This is a genomic window from Pectobacterium sp. S5, from assembly GCF_051707265.1.
Taxonomy (GTDB): domain Bacteria; phylum Pseudomonadota; class Gammaproteobacteria; order Enterobacterales; family Enterobacteriaceae; genus Pectobacterium; species Pectobacterium polare.
Genome location: NZ_JAULSZ010000002.1, coordinates 51,345 through 71,402, shown reverse-complemented (window position 1 = coordinate 71,402; position 20,058 = coordinate 51,345). Strand labels below are relative to the sequence as shown.

General features: G+C 48.3%; 18 protein-coding genes. 11 read left to right on the top strand and 7 right to left on the bottom strand.

The genetic code is table 11. The features are described from left to right. Positions 1-158: 158 nt before the first annotated feature. From ascF to QWJ20_RS09925, 8 genes are all read left to right on the top strand, one after another. Entirely contained in the window at positions 159-1,619 is a 1,461-nt protein-coding gene (gene ascF, locus QWJ20_RS09960) for a PTS cellobiose/arbutin/salicin transporter subunit IIBC (RefSeq protein ID WP_349719947.1), read from the top strand. A gap of 40 nt (positions 1,620-1,659) precedes the next feature. Beyond that, positions 1,660-3,090 (top strand): 6-phospho-beta-glucosidase, encoded by a 1,431-nt coding sequence (locus tag QWJ20_RS09955; RefSeq protein WP_174871540.1) that lies wholly within the window; start codon positions 1,660-1,662, stop codon positions 3,088-3,090. A 234-nt stretch (positions 3,091-3,324) separates the two neighbouring features. Then, positions 3,325-4,125: a histidinol-phosphatase gene (gene hisN / locus QWJ20_RS09950; RefSeq protein ID WP_433992433.1), complete on the top strand. Its 801-nt coding sequence runs from the start codon at positions 3,325-3,327 to the stop codon at positions 4,123-4,125. Between the two features lie 50 nt (positions 4,126-4,175). Beyond that, a complete protein-coding gene (locus QWJ20_RS09945) occupies positions 4,176-4,562 on the top strand; it encodes a VOC family protein (RefSeq protein ID WP_224073842.1) in 387 nt (128 codons plus the stop codon). 16 nt (positions 4,563-4,578) lie between these two features. Beyond that, a complete protein-coding gene (locus QWJ20_RS09940) occupies positions 4,579-4,833 on the top strand; it encodes a hypothetical protein (protein WP_433992432.1) in 255 nt (84 codons plus the stop codon). Positions 4,834-5,134: 301 nt separating this feature from the next. After that, positions 5,135-6,889 carry an AIPR family protein gene (locus QWJ20_RS09935; RefSeq protein ID WP_433992431.1) on the top strand — a complete coding sequence of 585 codons (1,755 nt, stop codon included), beginning with the start codon at positions 5,135-5,137 and terminating at the stop codon, positions 6,887-6,889. Between the two features lie 105 nt (positions 6,890-6,994). Continuing rightward, positions 6,995-7,186, top strand: coding sequence for a hypothetical protein (locus QWJ20_RS09930; protein ID WP_224718222.1), 192 nt, complete (start codon positions 6,995-6,997; stop codon positions 7,184-7,186). A 136-nt stretch (positions 7,187-7,322) separates the two neighbouring features. Further along, on the top strand, positions 7,323-8,228 hold the full coding sequence (locus QWJ20_RS09925; RefSeq protein ID WP_433992430.1) for a pentapeptide repeat-containing protein: 906 nt from the start codon (positions 7,323-7,325) through the stop codon (positions 8,226-8,228). A gap of 822 nt (positions 8,229-9,050) precedes the next feature. On the opposite strand, the gene QWJ20_RS09920 is transcribed toward QWJ20_RS09925, so the two are convergent. Further along, positions 9,051-9,668, bottom strand: a complete 618-nt coding sequence (locus QWJ20_RS09920; RefSeq protein ID WP_433992429.1) for a hypothetical protein — start codon at positions 9,666-9,668, stop codon at positions 9,051-9,053. 415 nt (positions 9,669-10,083) lie between these two features. Here QWJ20_RS09920 and zigA point away from each other — a divergent pair, with 415 nt between their 5' ends. Further along, positions 10,084-11,307, top strand: coding sequence for a zinc metallochaperone GTPase ZigA (gene zigA, locus QWJ20_RS09915; protein ID WP_433992428.1), 1,224 nt, complete (start codon positions 10,084-10,086; stop codon positions 11,305-11,307). Positions 11,308-11,469: 162 nt separating this feature from the next. Here zigA and QWJ20_RS09910 read toward each other — a convergent pair whose 3' ends face one another. Both QWJ20_RS09910 and QWJ20_RS09905 read right to left on the bottom strand, forming a co-directional pair. Further along, a complete protein-coding gene (locus QWJ20_RS09910; protein WP_433992427.1) occupies positions 11,470-12,615 on the bottom strand; it encodes an AAA family ATPase in 1,146 nt (381 codons plus the stop codon). 5 nt (positions 12,616-12,620) lie between these two features. Beyond that, positions 12,621-13,505, bottom strand: coding sequence for an RNA ligase family protein (locus QWJ20_RS09905; RefSeq protein WP_433992426.1), 885 nt, complete (start codon positions 13,503-13,505; stop codon positions 12,621-12,623). A gap of 497 nt (positions 13,506-14,002) precedes the next feature. On the opposite strand from QWJ20_RS09905, the gene QWJ20_RS09900 reads away from it, so the two are divergent. Continuing rightward, positions 14,003-14,596 (top strand): hypothetical protein, encoded by a 594-nt coding sequence (locus QWJ20_RS09900; protein WP_095994616.1) that lies wholly within the window; start codon positions 14,003-14,005, stop codon positions 14,594-14,596. A gap of 211 nt (positions 14,597-14,807) precedes the next feature. Continuing rightward, positions 14,808-15,878 (top strand): MBL fold metallo-hydrolase, encoded by a 1,071-nt coding sequence (locus QWJ20_RS09895; protein WP_226307990.1) that lies wholly within the window; start codon positions 14,808-14,810, stop codon positions 15,876-15,878. Positions 15,879-15,981: 103 nt separating this feature from the next. On the opposite strand, the gene QWJ20_RS09890 is transcribed toward QWJ20_RS09895, so the two are convergent. The 4 genes from QWJ20_RS09890 to QWJ20_RS09875 are packed head-to-tail and all read right to left on the bottom strand — an operon-like array spanning position 15,982 to position 19,959. Further along, entirely contained in the window at positions 15,982-16,983 is a 1,002-nt protein-coding gene (locus QWJ20_RS09890; RefSeq protein WP_433992425.1) for a transketolase family protein, read from the bottom strand. Further along, positions 16,983-17,828, bottom strand: a complete 846-nt coding sequence (locus tag QWJ20_RS09885; RefSeq protein ID WP_249687512.1) for a transketolase — start codon at positions 17,826-17,828, stop codon at positions 16,983-16,985. The genes QWJ20_RS09890 and QWJ20_RS09885 overlap by 1 nt, the downstream gene beginning before the upstream one ends. A gap of 15 nt (positions 17,829-17,843) precedes the next feature. Then, positions 17,844-18,593 (bottom strand): SDR family NAD(P)-dependent oxidoreductase, encoded by a 750-nt coding sequence (locus QWJ20_RS09880; protein WP_039518232.1) that lies wholly within the window; start codon positions 18,591-18,593, stop codon positions 17,844-17,846. A 34-nt stretch (positions 18,594-18,627) separates the two neighbouring features. Next, complete coding sequence (locus QWJ20_RS09875) at positions 18,628-19,959, bottom strand: MFS transporter (RefSeq protein ID WP_433992424.1); 1,332 nt, start codon at positions 19,957-19,959, stop codon at positions 18,628-18,630. Positions 19,960-20,058: the final 99 nt, after the last annotated feature.

Below are 20,058 nucleotides of genomic sequence, written 5' to 3'. Positions count from 1 at the left end.
CACGTTGCATGGAGCAGGGATACCGGCATGAATACTTTCATAACTGTATGAAATTTAATAATAAATGTGCGTACATCAAGTGATATTCCCGTTTTGGACGCGTTGAACGGTGTGTTGAATTGGGTGTAGCGTGCGCGATTACGAGAGATTGTCTATCCATGTCAAAGAATTATGCGGCTGTATCCCGTTCGATCGTCGATGCTATCGGTGGTGCTGATAACATCGCCGCCGTGACGCACTGTATGACTCGTCTGCGCTTTGTGCTGAAAGATAACGATGCGGCGAATGTGGCCGAATTGAAGGCGATAAGCGGCGTGTTGGGCGTAGTGAAAAATGATAACCAGTGTCAGGTCATCATCGGCAACACCGTTTCTCAGGCCTACGCCGAGGTGGTGAAACTGCTGCCAGAAGGCGTGGAAGCTGAAAAAACCGTACCGGTGAACAATAAAATTACGCTGCGACGCATCGGCGCGGGGATTCTGGATGCGTTGATTGGCACGATGTCACCGCTCATCCCAGCGATTATCGGCGGCTCGATGGTGAAACTGCTCGCCATGATCCTCGACATGACTGGGCTGTTTGAGAAAGGCGCATCGACGATAACGATTCTGAACGTGATTGGTGACGGCGCGTTCTTCTTCCTGCCGATCATGGTGGCGGCGTCTGCGGCGGTAAAATTCAAAACCAATATGTCGCTGGCGATTGCTATCGCCGGGGTGCTGGTTCATCCGACGTTTATCGATCTGATGGCAAAAGCGGCGCAGGGACAGCAGGTGGTGTTTATGGGGCTGACCGTCACGGCGGTGAAGTATACCTACACCGTGATTCCGGCGCTGTGTATGACCTGGATTCTGTCTTACATTGAAAAATGGGTAGACCGCATTACGCCAGCGGTAACCAAAAACTTCCTGAAACCGATGTTAATCGTGCTCATTGCCTCCCCGATTGCCATTATGCTGATCGGCCCGATTGGGATCTGGATCGGTAGCGGCATTTCTGCGGTGGTGTACACCGTGCATGACTATCTGGGCTGGCTGTCTGTTGCCATCATGGGCGCTATTTGGCCGCTGCTGGTGATGACTGGTATGCACCGTGTGTTTACCCCGACTATTATTCAAACCATCGCCGAAACGGGTAAAGAAGGCATGGTAATGCCGTCTGAAATCGGTGCGAACCTGTCGCTGGGTGGATCTTCACTGGCGGTTGCCTGGCGTACCAAAAACCCGGAACTGCGCCAGACGGCGCTGGCGGCGGCGGCCTCGGCCATTGTTGCCGGGATCTCTGAACCGGCGTTGTACGGTGTCGCTTTGCGTCTTAAGCGCCCGCTGATCGCCTGTTTAATCACTGGTTTTATCTGTGGTGCCGTTGCGGGTATCGGTGGGCTGGCAAGCCATTCAATGGCGTCGCCGGGGCTGTTTACCAGCGTGCAGTTCTTCGATCCGACCAACCCGATGAGTATTGCCTGGGTATTCGGTGTCATGCTTCTGTCCGTCGTGATTTCCTTCTTCGTCACCTTGCTGCTGGGCTTTGAAGACATCCCGGTAGAAGAAAAACCGGAAGAGAAACGCGTACAGGGCGACGAAGTTTCCGCGCCGCAGCACGCAGCGAACACGAATTAAATTAAGCACTAATTAGCTGAAGTACGAAGGAGAAGAGCGTATGTCTGCATCAACATTTCCCAATGGGTTCTTATGGGGGGGCGCGATTGCGGCCAATCAGGCAGAAGGCGCGTACCTTGAAGGCGGTAAAGGGCTGACGACGGTAGATATGATTCCCCACGGCGTGAATCGTCTGCCGGTGAAACTGGGGCAAGAGCCGCGTTTCGCGCTGCGTGAGGATGAATTTTATCCCAGCCATCAGGCGATCGATTTCTATCATCGCTATAAAGAAGATATCGCGCTGATGGCGGAAATGGGGTTCACGGTGTTCCGTACCTCCATCGCCTGGAGCCGGCTCTATCCGAACGGCGATGAGCTGACGCCCAACGCGGACGGCATCGCCTTTTATCGCGATGTATTTGCCGAGTGCAAGAAGTACAACATCGAGCCGCTGGTGACGCTGTGCCATTTCGATGTGCCGATGCATCTGGTTACCGAGTACGGTTCATGGCGTAACCGGAAAATGGTCGAGTTCTTCGCCCGCTATGCTCGCACCTGTTTTGAAGCCTTTGACGGGCTGGTGAAATACTGGCTGACGTTCAATGAAATCAATATCTTGCTGCATAGCCCGTTTTCTGGCGCGGGGCTGGCTTTTGCCGAAGGAGAAAATCAGGAGCAGGTGAAATACCAGGCCGCGCACCATGAACTGGTGGCTAGCGCGTTGGCGACGAAGATTGCACATGAGGTTAACCCGGAAAATCAAGTTGGCTGCATGCTGGCTGGCGGCAATTTCTATCCGTGGTCGTGCAAACCGGAAGATGTCTGGGCGGCGCTGAATAAAGATCGGGAAAACCTGTTCTTTATCGATGTGCAGGCGCGTGGTACCTATCCGGCGTATACCGGCCGTTTGTTTAAAGAGAAGGGCATCACGATTGCATCAGAGCCGGGCGATGATGAGATTCTCAAGAACACGGTAGATTTTGTGTCCTTCAGCTATTACGCCTCCCGCTGCGCCTCGGCGGATATGAACGAGCACAATAGCAGCGCGGCGAACATCGTGAAGTCGTTAAAGAACCCGCACATCAAGGCGAGTGAATGGGGCTGGGGAATCGATCCGCTGGGCCTGCGCATCACCATGAACATGATGTATGACCGCTATCAGAAGCCGCTGTTTTTGGTCGAAAACGGGCTGGGCGCGAAGGACGAGATTAACGCACAGGGCGAGATTGATGATGACTATCGCATCAGCTACCTGCGCGAGCACATCAGTGCGATGGCGGACGCCATTGGCGACGGTATTCCGGTCATCGGCTATACCTCATGGGGCTGCATCGATCTGGTCTCTGCCTCCACCGGTGAAATGAGCAAACGCTACGGTTTCATCTATGTCGATCGCGACGACCAAGGCGAAGGCACATTAGCCAGAAAGAAAAAGAAATCGTTCTACTGGTATAAGAAGGTGATTGCCAGCAACGGTGCTGACCTGAGCTAAAGGCAATAAGGTTACTCAACAATTCCTGCTATAGCCCCCTGACGGAGACGTCTGGGGGCTATTTTTTTTCCAAAAATGCGAAGAACGTGAATTGTGGTGGTTTACTTATTTGTGCATAATCGAGCAGATTAATTATGCAATATAACGCACAATCGAGCTATAGTGAGCATTGCTATTTATTATCGTTAATGCTCAACAACGCCGTCATGCCAACGCGATAGGAAGGTAAACAACATGAGTCAGTCGCTTCCCGATATTGCCTTTTTTCATGAACTCGCCACGCTGGCTAGTCAGGAAACGTTACCGCGTTTTCGTGCCCTTACCGCAAACCAAATTGAGACGAAGCCAAAAGAGGGCTTTCGCTTTGATCCGGTCACGGAAGCCGACCGAGAGGCTGAGCGGGTCATTCGCGAGCACATCACGCGCCATTATCCCAATCCCGCGATTATGGGCGAAGAATTTGGTCTGAGTGGGGAAGGCCCAGTGCGTTGGGTTTTAGATCCCGTCGATGGAACCCGGCCTTTTTTATGCGGATTACCGGTGTGGGGAACGCTTATCGGCCTGCTGCACCATGAACGTGCCGTGATGGGGATGATGAGCCAGCCGTTTACCGGGGAGTGCTTCTGGGCCGATGGTTCACAGGCGTGGCGCAGCGATCGGCATGGGGAAATGCGTTTAAGCACGCGCAAAGGCGTGTCGCTCGAACAGGCGATTCTTCACACCACCGCCCCGGAACCGCTGGCGATGCACCCCACGGTTCGCTTCGCCGATCTAGCAGAAAGCACGCTCATGACGCGCTACGGCGGCGAATGTTACGCGATGGCGATGCTTGCAGCAGGCCAGATTGATATCTGTGTGGAATTTGCATTACAGCCTTACGATATTGTTGCGCTGATCCCGATTATTGAGCAGGCGGGCGGCACCATTACCGATCTCAACGGACAACGAGCGGAAGCGGGCGGCACGGTGGTCGCGACCGGTAACCCGGAGCTACACCAACAGGTGTTAGCCATTCTGAATGGAACGCGGTCATAACCGCTTGTTTGTAAAACCAGCAAAAAAACAACGGCTAAGAAGGAATCATGATGAAAGTGGCACACGTTGCGTTATGGACAGCCGATCTGGCCGCGCAGGCGGCATTTTGGCAAGAGTTCTTCTCCGCTCAGGTAGGGGAAAAGTATGTGAGCCGGAATCGCCCCGGTTTTGAATCGCATTTTGTTCAACTGAGTGAAGGCGCATCTATTGAGTTGATGACGCTGCCGGTGTTGGCAGACGCGTTAACCAATAAAGAAGGCTGCGGCTGGGCGCACGTCGCGATTTCGGTCGGGAGCAAAGCGGATGTGGAAGCGTTAGCCAGCAAAGCGGCGGAACGTGGCATTCTGGTTGCCCAACCTCGAATGACGGGGGACGGATTTTACGAAGCGATCGTCAGCGACCCAGATGGTAATCTGATTGAGATAACCTCAGACTGATTCGGAACGCTTTCATATGCTGCACAAACTGCCTTCATTCGATCGACAACATACTGCGATGCTGATTTACGCTGGTGAAATTCGGTTCGGTCCGCCTTATTTTTCGCTCTCCATCGACGGGAAAGCACTGGACGGTCGCGTTTTCGGCAAGGACATGCTGTGGTCGCCGGATTCGCGTTATCTGGCAGTGCAAGAGTGGCTCTCCACGGCAGAACGCGACGGCCCGCAAACGGCTTCAGTCAGTGTCTTCATGCTCAACTGGAGGAGTTAGGTCGCCAGACCTGTCAGTGGGTGGGGGAGAAGGCTAAATTTACTTATTCGCCTCATCGCATGGCTGGGCATAACTTAGGTAGAGGGTAACACGGGAACGGTTAACCTGCTGCTCACTGCCACTGGTAGTCTGCGCTGGCCAGTGGAGGAGGATTACGAACATGCGCCACGCTAGTATATCAACGTACCTGATGCGGTGGATGTGGTTTATTTGATTATGGAATTGTATATTAAATTGGAGTAGATTATTTTTATAGGATTCAAGTTATTTCACACAGTAAATTGCAGAGGTTTAGGGAAATATGACAAACAGTCCAAGAGAAGTTGCCATCCATGCAATGAAACGAAAATTATTAAGAATGTATGGAGATTTTATCGATTTATCAAACGTTGGAGGAAATGAAGCTAACCGTGAAATTGTAAAAGTGACTCGCGCATTAGCTGCATTTGCTATCAACTATTTCAATTATGATATTGAACCAAGGGTTTGTGCAGAATCTATTTGTGATGGATCTGATGATCATTGTATTGATGCTGTTTATGTGAATCATGATAAGAAATTAGTTTGTTTAGTCCAATCTAAATTTGATCAATCAGGTAGTGGTAGTATTTCAAGGAATGAATTTGGTGATTTTACAAACTCATGTCGAGACGTAATATTAGAACGTTATGCACTTTTTAATGTTCGATTTAATCGTTTTAAAGATGATATAGAAAAAGCTTTCGATTTATCTTATCAATTTAAATTGATATATATTTATTCTGGTGTGGCAGATCCATCTCCCGATATTGTCAGGATTATTTCTGATAGGCAATCTGAATTTAATGCAGATATTGATGATGGTGCATATCAGTTTGAATTGATGGACTTAGGTAAAATAAATACCATATTAGGTAGGTCCACATTAGGCAGCATTAATTTAGATGATGTAGAAGTATTGCAATATGGAATGACAGAAAATCCTTTACCCTCTGTTCATGGTATAATTACAGGTGACCAATTAGCCCAGTGGTGGGGAAGATATAGTGATTACATATTGGAAAAAAACATAAGAGGTGGCTTGGGATTAAATTCTGATGTAAACATGTCAATTAAAAATACATTGATAAATAACCCTGAGATGTTCTGGTATTATAATAATGGAATAACAGTTCTTGTCGATTCTTATACAGCCAGTATGAGGAATGCATCTTCACGCAGAGAATCTGGTCGTTTTAATTTTGTGAATGCAAGTATAATCAACGGGGCGCAAACCGTTACTACCATAGGTAACGCTTATTTAAAAGGTGACGTTACCATTGAGCAGCTTGAGAATGTTAAAGTAAACGTTAGGTTTATAAAAGTAGATCCTTCTATAGAAGGGAATAAGGATGTTTCATTAAATGTAACCATTGCTAACAATAGTCAAAACAAAGTGACAGGTCGAGATTTTGTTTCAAAAGACTCTGTTCAAATAGCTTTGAGAGATTCTGTGAATTTAGAAGAGCCATATAACTATGAAATAAAAAGATCTGGAGAAGTAGATACCCAGTCTAATCCTTATCATATTAATATGGATGATGCACTTAATGCTTTAGTGTGTTCTTCGTTTTTGCCTAGAAATTTGGCACTATTGAAATCAAATAGAGGGCGCTTTTTTGAGTCTCTTACAAGTCCTTTATATCGAGGTGTTTTTAACCCCTCAGTCTCAAGTGTATACCTTATAAATTCGGTTAACCTTTATCGCAAATGTTCAACATATCTAAAGGTTATGGAAGATCGTTATGATAATGGTAGAAATAAGAAGATTGTGATACATGGACGGCTTGTACTTATTGCTAGGGTTTTTAAAGCGAATAGATCGTTTTTAAATTCAAGAACTGTTGTGGAAATAGACAACCTACCATCTGTTCAAGAAGTCATTGATTCATCTTTTATTATGATAAATTCATATATATCAATTCATTACCCTACAAGTCATATGCCAAGGTTTTTTGAAAATACAGGAAAAGTAGATTTAGTAATGAATATAGAGCGATATACGGAACAAGATGATGAAGCCAGTTTAGATGATTGATTTTTAATCGGTACACCTTAAACAGTTATAAAATACGCCTTTATAATTGTTTGCTGAGTTTTTTCAAGCCACGCACCCTGTAATTTTCTCCCACAGGGGAGCGTTATGAGAACTTCAAAGTTCCTGATCTCGCTGCTGGCCGTTGCTGTTCAAGCACCAGCGGCGACCATTGTTTACACCGACAACCATCCTCCCCCATTAAATGTTTCCAATGAGCAGGTGGTTTACCTGGATGCTCCGGATCACTGGGCTGTAGTTCGTGCTGCTCGGTTTGCCCGGGAAACGTTGAATGCTTAGTTTTATGTGAGCGTACATTCATGTCTTCATTGTAATGAGTACACAAGTTATTATATATTCTGGTCATCCAATTTAGGATGGCTAGTTTTTATGATTTTAATTTTTTGCTGATGACAATATTATAGAGTGAGTTATAATGAAACTACGCGATGTAAAAGGAAAAATTGTTTTTTGGTACGGTAAATTACAAAACCATCCTATGAAATTTGTTTCTTCTGTTTTTGTTGTTTTTTTTGCTATTACAGTTTTTGTATCGTTGTTATTCCCTGTACTTAGCAAACATATCCTCCCTGACTTTTCAATTGGTATATACAATAAAAATTTTTGGGATGGTGTACTTGTTAATCTCAATTCATCACTAATTGATTTTTTGTTTTTTGGATTGTTACTTTTTTACTTTCAAGATCGAAATTCTAGGAATAAATTAAAGGAACAGATGATTGATGAGTTAGGTGATATATCTAAGTACAATGATCCTCAAGTTAATTTAAAAAAAATAGGGTTGTTTAGAAGATTAAATGAGTTAGGGATTAAGTCATTTTCCTTGCAAAGAATGGAGTTATCTGGTGAAAAAATAGAGATAATATCTTTAGAGTTTATTGATAGTGATTTTATCGGTGCTAGAATGGAAGGTATTTATATGAATAATGTTTTTTTTAAAAACACAAATCTACATGCTGTAAATTTTGATAATACGACCATGAAAAATGTAGTCTTTGAAAATTGCAAACTTTCCAATGTAAAAATGAATAATGTCAAATGTAAGAATGTAGCTTTTAAAGGTTGTGATTTCACAGGTAGTGTGCTGTCTAATGGGCAGTTTAAGAGCTGTGATTTCAGAAGGGGGCGATTCGAAAAAGCTAAATTCATAGGGGCGAATTTAAATAGGGCAAATATGAGGGATTGCTTGTATATAAATGCAGAAGATATTAGTCAAGCAAAAGATATAAACTATTTAGTGGCAGATATTGATATTATAAATGAATTGAAACGAATCAATCGAGATAATATAAAATATTACCAAATAAGAAATACGGCTTAGGGGAATTGAACCCCATCACTGAGTTAACTCAGCTGACCCACATCGTGCCTATTGAAGATTCATATTATATGGAACAACTCATGGATGTCAATAATTATAAGTTGAAAATGTTTGTTAGATCTCGTTGGTGTAGGGATTTAAGTTCGAAGGACAAACTAAGGAACAGATAAAATTTTGGCTTAGAGATATTGATTAGATAGTTGCCTCTTTTCATGCTGGATTTAACGCAGCAGAATTTCTAACAGAAAAATTCTACTATATTAAATCTTTTCTCCGTCTTGGGGGCGCCGGATGCTATCCCGACCTTTGAGGCGATAAATTCCCCTCTGCCTCTAGGTTACTTCCGGCCGATGACAGCCAGCGAACTGCTGGCGACAATCGCTCTGAGATTATCGTCTTTGCCAAAAGATATGTATCGCCAGTATTACCTTGCACCGATGGAGTGTTGCCTGGCGCTAATGCAGCAATTTCCTCTTACGGAAAGATCTCAATTAAAGCAAGATATATGGTTATGGTGCAAAGCTTGGAACAAAAATGACGTAGGTATTTGGCCTTAGTTTGGTCCAACATGATTAACGTTTCTGGAGTATCTTTTGATCGATATTGCTAGCTCATTACTCCCAGATACATTACTTAATCGTGAAGGTCATAGCCGTAGCTAACCGTCAACCAACGGCTCGGAAGTTATCTATCTATCTATCTATCTATCTATCTATCTATTTCCCATACACTACAGAAAATTTAGACAACCACCCATCAGTAATAACGAGATCCCGTCTATCGAGCTTCCACGTTGGAATGTGCTGCTGCTGCGTTAATTAATCAGTCCTCCCAATGGAACAGCGCATCGAACTGTGTGAAGCCGCGATCTGTGAGCACCGTCGGCACGTGAGTGCTAGTGGGTAGCAGCGATGTCAATTGTTCCTTATAAGCGCGCACAAGCCCACACTTCTCCAGTTCTGATTGAACCTGCTGGCTCAATGCAATAACGGCGGGGGTTTCCAGCCTATCGATCATTTCCAGTTCAGGCAGCGCCTGATAACCGCCGCCGTGAACATCCCATTGTTTCTCGCTTTCCATAAAAACGAAATAGGGTGACAGGCGGCTTAATAAAACGGTTAATCCGGTGTGTTCTTCACCATAACGAACTGGGCGTTTAGCATTAAAATCCGGTGTGTTCTTATAAAACCAGGCGTCGACAAAAGAGGCATAACCAGAACCGTAGTGATTCCATTCTATCCTCGATTTGGTGTTGGTCAGGCACATGACCTGCGCACAAACCCCTTTAAAATGCTTTTCGATAGCTTGTTCATCATTGCTTACCCAGGGATATTCATCCGAAATACACTGTGCTACGGGTTGTAAAAGACACGAGATCTCGTGCGGTGAAAGTAGTGGCGAGACGACCTGATGACTTTTACTTGTTGAACTTCTTGCCATTTTTGCTCTCCTTAAGAAATGGCTTAGCTTTTACAACAAACCGCATCAATTTCTGTCTACGGAAAACTTGCTGTGCCTATTCTGACATTCTTCAATTGAATCGCTCGCTTGTCCAGTCGGAGAAAGCTCGAACGGCGGGAGAAAGAAAACGCGGGTGCGATGCGGGTTGTCTTCTGTCTGCAATGCATTACTGGTCAGCGCAGCAACGTGTCTGCCAGGGTAACCCCACCGACTTTAATATTATTAGACAAAATCAAACCCTCAATGATTTTTCATGGCTGAATTGTTATGTTATAACATATCAAATGATGCATGGGGAGATTATCGCGCAGGGTGTTTAAAAGCGAAACATTCGTGGTGATGAATCATTCCGAAGCAGAAAAGTAAAAATGCAAATCATTAGAGAGTGTGAAATATGGCTGACGTTGTAGCTCGACAGAAAGCAGATGCAAGACTACCTGTGACCGTACTATCCGGCTTTCTCGGTGCGGGAAAGACCACGTTACTTAACCATATTCTGAATAATCGCGCTGGCCGACGCGTCGCGGTGATCGTCAACGACATGTCAGAAGTGAATATTGATGCTGCGTTGGTGAGGGAAGGCGGCGCTGAGCTTTCACGGACGGACGAAAAGCTGGTTGAGATGAGTAACGGCTGTATCTGTTGCACGCTGCGTGAAGATCTCCTGCTCGAGGTTAATCGGCTGGCGAAAGAGGGGCGTTTTGATCAGTTGGTCATCGAATCAACCGGTATCGCGGAACCGCTTCCGGTCGCGGAGACCTTCACGTTTGCGGGTGACGATGGGGAAAGCCTCTCTGAAGTCGCTCGGCTGGATACGATGGTGACCGTTGTCGACGGCTATAATTTCTTAAAAGATTACACGTCGGTGGACAGTATCCATTCACGTGGAGAATCGTTAGGAGAGGGTGACGAGCGAAGCGTCGTGGATTTGCTGATCGACCAGATCGAGTTCTGCAATGTCATTATCCTCAACAAAACCGACCTTATTGATGCAGCGCAACAGCAGAAGCTGGTTGCGATTATTCGTTCATTGAATCCGGGCGCAAAAATACTTCATGCACAATTTGGTGCTGTGCCGTTGAACGAAGTGCTCGACACGGGACTGTTTGATTTCGACAAAGCGGCGCAGGCCCCTGGATGGTTGAAAGAGCTACGCGGCGAGCATACGCCTGAAACGGAGGAATATGGCATCGCCAGCTTTGTTTTCCGTGCGCGTCGGCCGTTTCATCCTGCGCGTTTCGCGCAGGTCATGGAAAACTCGCTCACCGGAGTTGTCAGATCTAAAGGCTATTTTTGGTTGGCAAGCCGCCCGGAATATGCCGGATCGTGGTCTCAGGCAGGCGGCGTGGCGCGTCAGGGGCTCGCTGGTTCATGGTGGGTCAGCGCACCAAAAGAAAGGTGGCCTACAGATAGCGAATCGCTTGATTACATTCGTTCCATATGGGTGGATGGCGTGGGTGATGCACGGCAGGAACTGGTGTTTATCGGTATCGATATGGATGAACACACGCTGCGGACCCGTCTGGAGGCTGCACTGCTGACAGACAAAGAAATGACAGAAGGTCTGGCGATGTGGCTAGATTATCCAGACCCGATAGAGCCTTGGTTTGCGTCATAACGTGTGGGGAATCTAGAAAAGGCCTGATTTCTCAGGCGGAGGGAAGATTTATCGTCCCCGTGGGTGTCGAGGACGATAAGTTTTTCTATGAAAAAATAGTAGCTTGGTGCAGAAAAACGGTATTACGGAATACGAGATCCCGTTTACCGCGCTTCCACTGCGTTAGCTTTCATAGCTAACCGCATGGGCTTCCGTCGGTGCGGGAAGCTCCCATTTCGTCAGCATACCTTGCAGCGTTTTGTTGCTTAATGTGGTGTCTCGTTTCCCGTTGCGGCGCAGCAATTCCTGACGCGGACGCTCCAGATAGACAATCTCCACTTCTGCGCCGTAGGCGTAGCACAGATCCAACGTGCGGGTGCGCATTTGCTGGCTCAGGTGTGTGGCGTTCCACACGAACGGTTCATGCGTTCGCAGCAGTGAACGGGCTTTGTCGGTCGCCCAATGCACCGCTTTTCCTTCATTCTCACCGTGTTTCAGCCCCAGCTCGGTTCGCGCATCGTCGAAAGACACCACGGGTAAATCGTGCCGATGCGTCCGCACCCAGGTGTCTTTTCCCGACGCGGGCAAACCGCACATCACGGTGACTTTCGATCCCGGTTCCTGAAACAGCGGATAGTCTGGATGAACATCGGCTCCGCGAAAATAGCTCAGGCGTGTGTGGGCATCGACAAACGATCTCGGCTGGCCGTAACAGCCTTCTTCCCGCGCCAGCTCGCGAAACAGCTCAATACTGTCGAGCACGCGCGCTTGATCCTGACAGATGCGCCCACGCATATCGGCTTCCGCCAGCGTTGCGAGCAGCGGAATGCTCAACTGCCAAGAGAGTTCGCGAATCGTAAAGATCGGCGACATCCGGCGGCGTTCATCCTCAAGGCAGTAAAACGGCACCTGATGTACCGAAATTAAGCGGCAAATCGCTTCCCGAATCGCAAACGGAACGCCTGCATCCCACAGCAGCACGCGAGCATCGATGGCGCCTTTGCGCGAGTGTCCCGGCTGACCAATCTGGCCCGTTACCGGGTCAATTACCGTCGTGCGGTATTTTGCAACGTCATGCAGCAACGCGGCAAAAAACAAGATTTCCTGCTGCTCACGCGTAGCGTTCTGGTAATCGGGAAGCTGCAATAGCGACTCGACCACCATGATGGTGTGTGTCCAGACATCGCCTTCGCCATGATAGCGCGGCTCCTGCGGCGTCTCTTTGGCGCGTTGAAGCACTGGGAACGCATCCAGACAATCAGCAAAATCTGGCTGTGCGCCAGAGGCGGGGACCAATCCCCTGATGGTATTCCAATCCATGATAGTCATACTCCTTACTTAGCGGGCATCGCGGCGGCGAGTGCGTCTAAAGAACGCAGTGTATTCAGCCCCAGCATTTCCCAGGATACAGCTGGACAAGGCGCGTACAGATCAACGCCGTCAGCCAGTTGGTTCGGCAAAATCGGGCGTCGGGAATGATGCGAGCCGCTGTCCAAAATGGTCTGGATGAAGTCATGGCGTACCAGCTTGTAGCGTGCCAGTACCTGTTCATCATCTTCAACCTTCAAATACAGGCCTTCCGAACGGTCCGATTTATCGGTTTGCTGCCAGCACAGCGCGAGCGGTAAGCCTTCACGCTGCACGGTGGATTCAAACGAAGTCTTCCAGTTCTGGCTTTTCGCCAGCGAACGGAACACCAGCTTCCACAGCAACGCCGGATTCGTCGGCATCTCCCCGGTGTAAAGTACCGGAACGGACAACACGGGCGAACCGGCCAGCATCGCGTGTCGGCGTGCCGTCGATAAAAAAACACCGTCACGACGATCGTAAATATCAAATTCGTGAAAGTAGTGCGGCAACCGATCATAAAACACGGAATGCTTGCTGTACGCCCATTCGCCGTACATCACGAAACGGTCCTCCAGCAGTTCAAGAAAACGCATTTCGTGCGCGGTAGCCCAGAGCTTGAACTGATTGAACTGTCGCTCCCGCGAACCGCCAGCCAGATAGTGGCCGCGCGACTGGAGCAGGAGTTCCGCCGTTTCATTGAAGGACACGCCGCTGTTTGCGCCGTCGATCTTTTCTTCGATCACGACGTAACGGCCTGCTAGCGCTTTCAGTGCGATTTGATCCGACGCATCATCGCCGGGCTGTAAACGCGAACCTTCCAGATGCGGGGTACGCGGATACTTTAATAACGGTATTGAATGTAAATACATGTTTTTCGCCTGCTGCGTTATTGGCGCAGCCAGGCCCATCTACGGTAAAAAAGAGGGCCGACGAACGTATTCTGGCGCGAGTCAATAGCTGGCCGCTGGCATTCCAGAGGTCAGAGTCGCGGGGGAGGAAGCGGGAGGCTCGTTTTCTGCTCCGCACAATCGCGGGGAAAACAGGGAACTCGTACCGCAGCCAACGCTGGCGCAGACTGCGCCGAATCGAGGCTGCTTAATGCAGTCGTCGGCGGTTAGTGGGGGGCTGACGTACAGGGCACTTTAGGGCTCCAAATGACACATGGGGGTGAGTAAACGGCGCGATTCTAGCGAAGGAATTCTCCGACAACAAGTTTTTGTATAAAAAATGCTATTCTTTCCTGTAGTTGTAGAATGCGTTGTCGCGTGTAAACGTGGTAAAAAGGCCAGAGGCTATCGACGTCAGCGTGATAAGAATAGCGAGTGGTGAGATAGGGGATGCACACAATGAAGAGTCGAGGAATATAATGAAAATCAGTGTGATAAAGAAAGGGATTGCGGGTCTGTTACTGGTGCTGCCGCTGTACGGTGTCGCAGAGACAAAAGATCCAGATTTGTTCGTCGGCTATACCACGCAGGATCTTACCGATGCGTTGCCTGCGCAGCTGTTGAATATGATTCAGCGAGACAAAGTGGTCGATCCGGCAAACCACATGGTGCAGACCGAATATGTTGACCCTACGACAGGCAATAAGGCGTTGGTTTCATTGTTCATGCTGCCTCCAGATAGAGATGGCAATGTTCCGATTGCCTCCAAGCCCAGCGATCTGGATGCGGTGATTGCCAGTACCGAAAAAGAGATGCTGCGCCAGCGCATTAAGCCCGACCAGCGTGCGGGAAACATTGACGGTGCGACGCCTTTTCGCTGCTTACAAACGATTCTGAATAACAAGGTTCTGCATTCGCTGTGTTCGACGCTGATTAAAGGGCGCGTGCTGGAAGTGCAGGCGATCAACACGGTTGAAAATATTCAGGATGAAGCCGGGCTGAATAAGGTCATCGGGCAACAGAATGAATTCGTTGTCGAGATGGGGAAAACGCTGCTGGCGCTGAAGAAATAATCCGTACTGACGCAGCAGGCAAACGTCAGCGGTGGCAGACCGCCACGGTTTCTCATCAACATTTCTGAGCGAAGGCGAACACCTTCGCTTTTTTTGCACCAAAAATCCCCCGGTTCTCCCTTGCCAGATTCTCAGCGTTCGTGCATAACTGCCGGTGCCCAAGGGCCGATGCCTGAAATCGGGCATGACGAAACGACACCGGATAAACGCTATGCTTTTGTTACTCGTTTTGGCTGTGATTGTAGTCGCCGTTTACGGCTGGTTAAAACAGCCGCAGTATGTATCACCAGAGGTCAAGCCCCAGCCGGAAAACCCACTCTTTCGCGATGGCGCGTTTCATAACCCAGTGGCTCGCCCGACGGTCGATAGCCAGAACCGGTTTGCGCTGCTGTACCGCTTTCTTTTTGAAAAGGATGCTGGCGCGTTGCCAGATACCCGTCTGCCGTCGGAAAAGACCGATCTGCATCAGTTAAGTAAAACGGATAACGTCATCATCTGGATGGGACACTCCAGCTATTTCATTCAACTGGAAGGGAAAACGTTCCTGCTGGATCCGGTATTTAGCGACAACGCTTCGCCGGTGCCGCGCACCAATGTCGCCTTCAAGGGCAGCAACGTGTATTCACCGGACGATGTTCCCACCATCGACTATCTGCTGATCACCCACGATCACTGGGATCATTTGGATTATCCCACGCTGAATGCGCTACGCGGGAAAATCCGCCGCATCGTCACGCCAACGGGCGTAGGTTCCTATTTTGTAAAATGGGGTTTCCCGCAGAAAGACATTACGGAAGGCGGCTGGTTCAGTTGCCTGAAAGAGAACGGAGTCGAAATCCATGTGCTTCCTACACAGCATTTTTCCGGCCGACTCCTCAAACATAATCAAACGCTGTGGGGTTCATTTGCGCTGATTACGGAACAACATCGTCTGTATCTCGGCGGGGACAGCGGCTATGGCGCTCATTACAAAGCGATCGCCGAGCGTCTGGGCGGATTCGATATCGCGATACTGGAATGCGGGCAATACGATCGGGACTGGCCCCACGTTCATATGACGCCGGAAGAGAGCGCGCAGGCGGCCAGTGATTTGCAGGCTAAAGCGGTACTACCGAGCCATAACAGCAAATTTAAGCTGGCGCACCACCGCTGGAACGATCCGCTGGAGCGCATTTCGCAGGCGAGTGAGAATCAAGACTGGCGACTGATGACGCCCCGCATTGGCGAACGCGTTCAGGTTGATAACCCGCAGCAGACGTTTAGTCAGTGGTGGAATGCCTAAATGGCATGAGGGAAATCAGCGTCAGGAACAGAAGACCTCTCCTGTCCCTGATAGGTTCCTCTGTGCAGAGCCGAGGAACCTATATCATTACGGTGTTGTAGGATTAATTGAGGCGTTTTTTGATTTTTTCTACCATCGCCGCAGTGGAAATACCATAGCGATCGTGCAGGGTTGGCAGGGCACCCGCATGCAAGAACTCGTCGGGCAACGCGATAACATCCAGTTCACAGTGCACGCCTTTGCGCATAAGCAGGGCGGCAACGGCTTCGCTTAACCCACCCACACAGGTGTGGTTTTCGGCGATGATGACCAACCGGCCGGGCTTAGAGGCTTCAGCAAGAATCGTCTTCTCATCCAACGGTTTTATCGTGGGAACGTGGAGTACCGCCGCGCTGACGTTGTCTTTACGTAGTTTTTCAGCCGTCTCCAGCGCGCGCATTGTCATCAGCCCTGAAGAGATAATCAGCACATCATTACCGTCCTCCAGAAGTTTTGCTTTACCCAGTTCAAACTTGTAGTCGTATTTGTCCAGTACAAGTGGAACTTTTCCGCGCAGTAAGCGCATGTAGACTGGGCCTTGATGTTCCGCGATTGCCGGAACGGCCTGTTCAAGCTCCAACGCATCGCACGGGTCAACGATCGTCATCCCCGGAATACCGCGCATGATTGCCAGATCTTCAGTCGCCTGATGGCTCGGGCCGTATCCGGTTGTCAATCCTGGTAGGGCAGCACAAATCTTCACATTCAGATTTTCTTCTGCAATGACTTGATGGATAAAGTCATAAGCACGACGCGTCGCAAAGACCGCATAGGTGGTCACAAATGGAATGAATCCTTCTTTTGCCATCCCGCCTGCCGCGCCCATTAGCAGCTGTTCTGCCATACCCATTTGAAAGAAGCGCTCTGGGAATGCGTTAGCAAAAATATGTAGATCGGTGTATTTGGACAAATCGGCCGTCATGCCAACAATTTCACGTCGTTCTGCAGCGAGTTTTGACAGTGCGACTCCGAAGGGGGCCGCTACCGTTTCCTGGCCTTCATCGGCAATGGAGGCAATCATGGCGGATGTCGTTAAACGAGGTTTGACCTGCGCTGTCTGGCTCATTACAACACTCCTTCAGGTTTGTTTTCATCAAGTACTGAGAGCGCTTTCTGCCATTCGTCAGCATCAACGCGAATGAAATGGTTTTTATCGCGCGTTTCCAGAAACGGTACGCCTTTGCCCATCAGTGTGTCGCAGAGGATCACCCGTGGTTTGTTTTCTGGATAACTCTTCGCATTATCAAATGCCTTAATCACGGCGGCGAGATCGTTTCCGTCAATACGCTGAACATACCAACCGAAGGAAGACCATTTGTCTTCTAGTGGTTCAAAGCCCAGTATTTTCCGGGAGTCGCCATCAGCCTGTTGTTTGTTGACGTCCACGATATTGATGAGATTGGACAGGCCATAGTGTGCCGCAGACATGGCGGCTTCCCAGGTTGAGCCTTCATCCAGTTCGCCATCGGACATAGAATTGATGACCAGCGCTGAATTTTGCTTCTGCTTAAGGCCCAGCGCCATGCCGACAGCAATGCTCAGACCTTGCCCCAACGAACCACCTGAAATCTCCATCCCCGGTGTATACGTAGCCATACCCGACATCGGTAAACGGCTATCATCAGAACCGTAAGTCTCCAGTTCTTCCCGAGGAATAATGCCCGCTTCAATCAGTGCTGCGTAATAAGCGATAGCGTAATGGCCGTGTGAAAGCAGAAAACGGTCGCGTTCTTCCCATTCTGGTTCTTCGGGGCGGTAATTCATGATATGGGCGAATGCGGTGGCGAGGACATCGGCATACCCCAATGCTTGTCCGATATAACCCTGGCCTTGCACTTCCCCCATCAAGAGGGCGTAACGGCGAATACGCCAGGCTGCAGCCGCTACTTTTTGAAAATCGGTTTGTGACATTTATCTGTCCTCACATTAATGGATTAGCATGCCGCCATTGACATCAAGCGTAATACCGGTGGAGTAAGAGGAAAGATCGCTTGCCAGGAATAATGCGGCCTGTGCAATATCAATCGCGTCGCCGAGTCGGTTAAGCGGAATCCCTGCCAGAATAGAGGTTTTCATTTCATCCGTTAATTTCCCGGCAGTAATATCCGTTTGAATCAGGCCCGGGGTGATGGCGTTCACGCGAATATTATCAGGCCCGAACTCACGAGCCATCGCTTTAGCCAGGCCAAGAACGCCTGCTTTTGCTGCGCTGTAGTGTGGACCGCCAAAAATGCCACCGCCGCGTTGTGCCGAGACGGAAGAAATACAAACGATGCTGCCTTTATTTTGTGCCCGCATAGCTGGGATTACGGCCTGTGACATCAATAACGTGCCACGCAGGCTAACATCTAAAACCGCATCATAATTGTCACGCTTAATATCGAGCGTCTTAATCGGCTGTGTAATGCCAGCGTTGTTGACTAAAATGTCTATACGTCCAAACTTAGCAATGATTTGTTCAATGGCTGCATGTACCTGCTGCTCATCAGACACGTTAGCTTTCAAACCTAAATGTTTGTCGCCAAGAGACGCCGCCGCTTTTTCACTTGCCGCTTCATCGAGATCAATAATGACAACATGGGCACCATTTTCTGCAAATAACTTTGCGGTAGCAAAGCCCAAACCACGTGGGGAGGCTGCCCCTGTAATAACAGCGACTTTATTCTTTAATAACATCATTTACTCCATTTTTGTTGAGATAATCAGAAGGTTATTTCGGTTCGTCGATCATTAATATAAAAACCAAACCCAGTGCGGCGCAAATTCCAAAATAAGAAAATACAGTATTAAAATTTCCTGTTGAGTCCAGGATAAATCCTGCGAGCATTGGAGAAACAAATCCCCCGAGATTGCCTCCAGTATTAATAATGGAGGCGGCGATAGGATAGATTTTAGTATCAGACACGGCCATTCCGTAGGCTGTAAATGCAGGCCACCCAATATTCAAAGAGAGACCAACAAAAAACAAACCCGTACATACCGCCAAAGTATTGCTTGGTATATTCAGCATGATGGCCATCATAATAACCGTGCTTATCGTGGTAAAAATCATGGTGGGTTTTCTGCGGCGACCTAATATTTTATCCGAAACGTATCCGCCAAAGATAGCTCCGATAAATCCGCCGATACAGGGCATGGCTGCGACAAACCCCATGCTCATAAAGTCGAACCCTTTTTCTTTCACAAGATAGAGCGGTATCCAGGTCAATAGTCCGTATAACACGCTGACCATCATGAAATATGCCAGGGAGTCTCCAATTATATTTTTTGAGGTTAAAAGCCCTTTTACTGTCGAAATAGGTTCCAGCGCTTTTACGCGGATTATTTTATCCAATGTTGTGAATTTTTTATCAGGGACAATATTGCTTTCCCGATGTGAGGCTTCCTGTTTATCTGAATTGATATAATCGAGCTCTGCCTCTGAGACAAAGCGACTCTCGGATGGTTTCGATTTCACCAACAAATACCAGGCGATTGCCGCAATGACGCCCGGAATGGCGAATGAGAAAAATACCCAGCGCCAGCCCCATGTGACCGCGATCCATACCGCTAATGGCGGAACCAGTATTGGTGCGAACATGGTTGCAGCAATATAGACGCCCGTTGCCGTTGCTTTTTCCTTTTTAGGGAACCAACTATTGATTGTCGACGCCAGCCCAACAGGACAGGGGCCTTCTGTAAGTCCGAGCCCCAGACGTATGAATTTGAGTCCGAGGATTGACGTTGCCGTTCCCATCAACCAGGTAAAGGCTGAGAACCCGAAAATGGATACAGATATGAGCCCGCGAGTTCCCCGTTTGGCGATAAAGAAACCCGCTGGGATCTGGCTAAGTGCATAACCCAGGAAAAACATACTGGCTATGGCACCGGCTTCGAAGTTACTAATATGAAATTCTTGGATAATAAAAGGAAGCACCGCCCCAATGTTTGTACGATCGGCATAATTTATTGTATAGACAATGAAAATCAATGCCAGTACCACAAAGCGGTAGTTGGTTTTCTTTATTTCTGAGTAGGGTACGCTTTGTTCTATACGAGACATTTTTTACCTCATGGTATGAACAACTATTTTTATTAGGACCACTAAGTGGGCTCACCGCTGACTATAACGATAGGATGGAAAAATGGAATTAAATAAAAC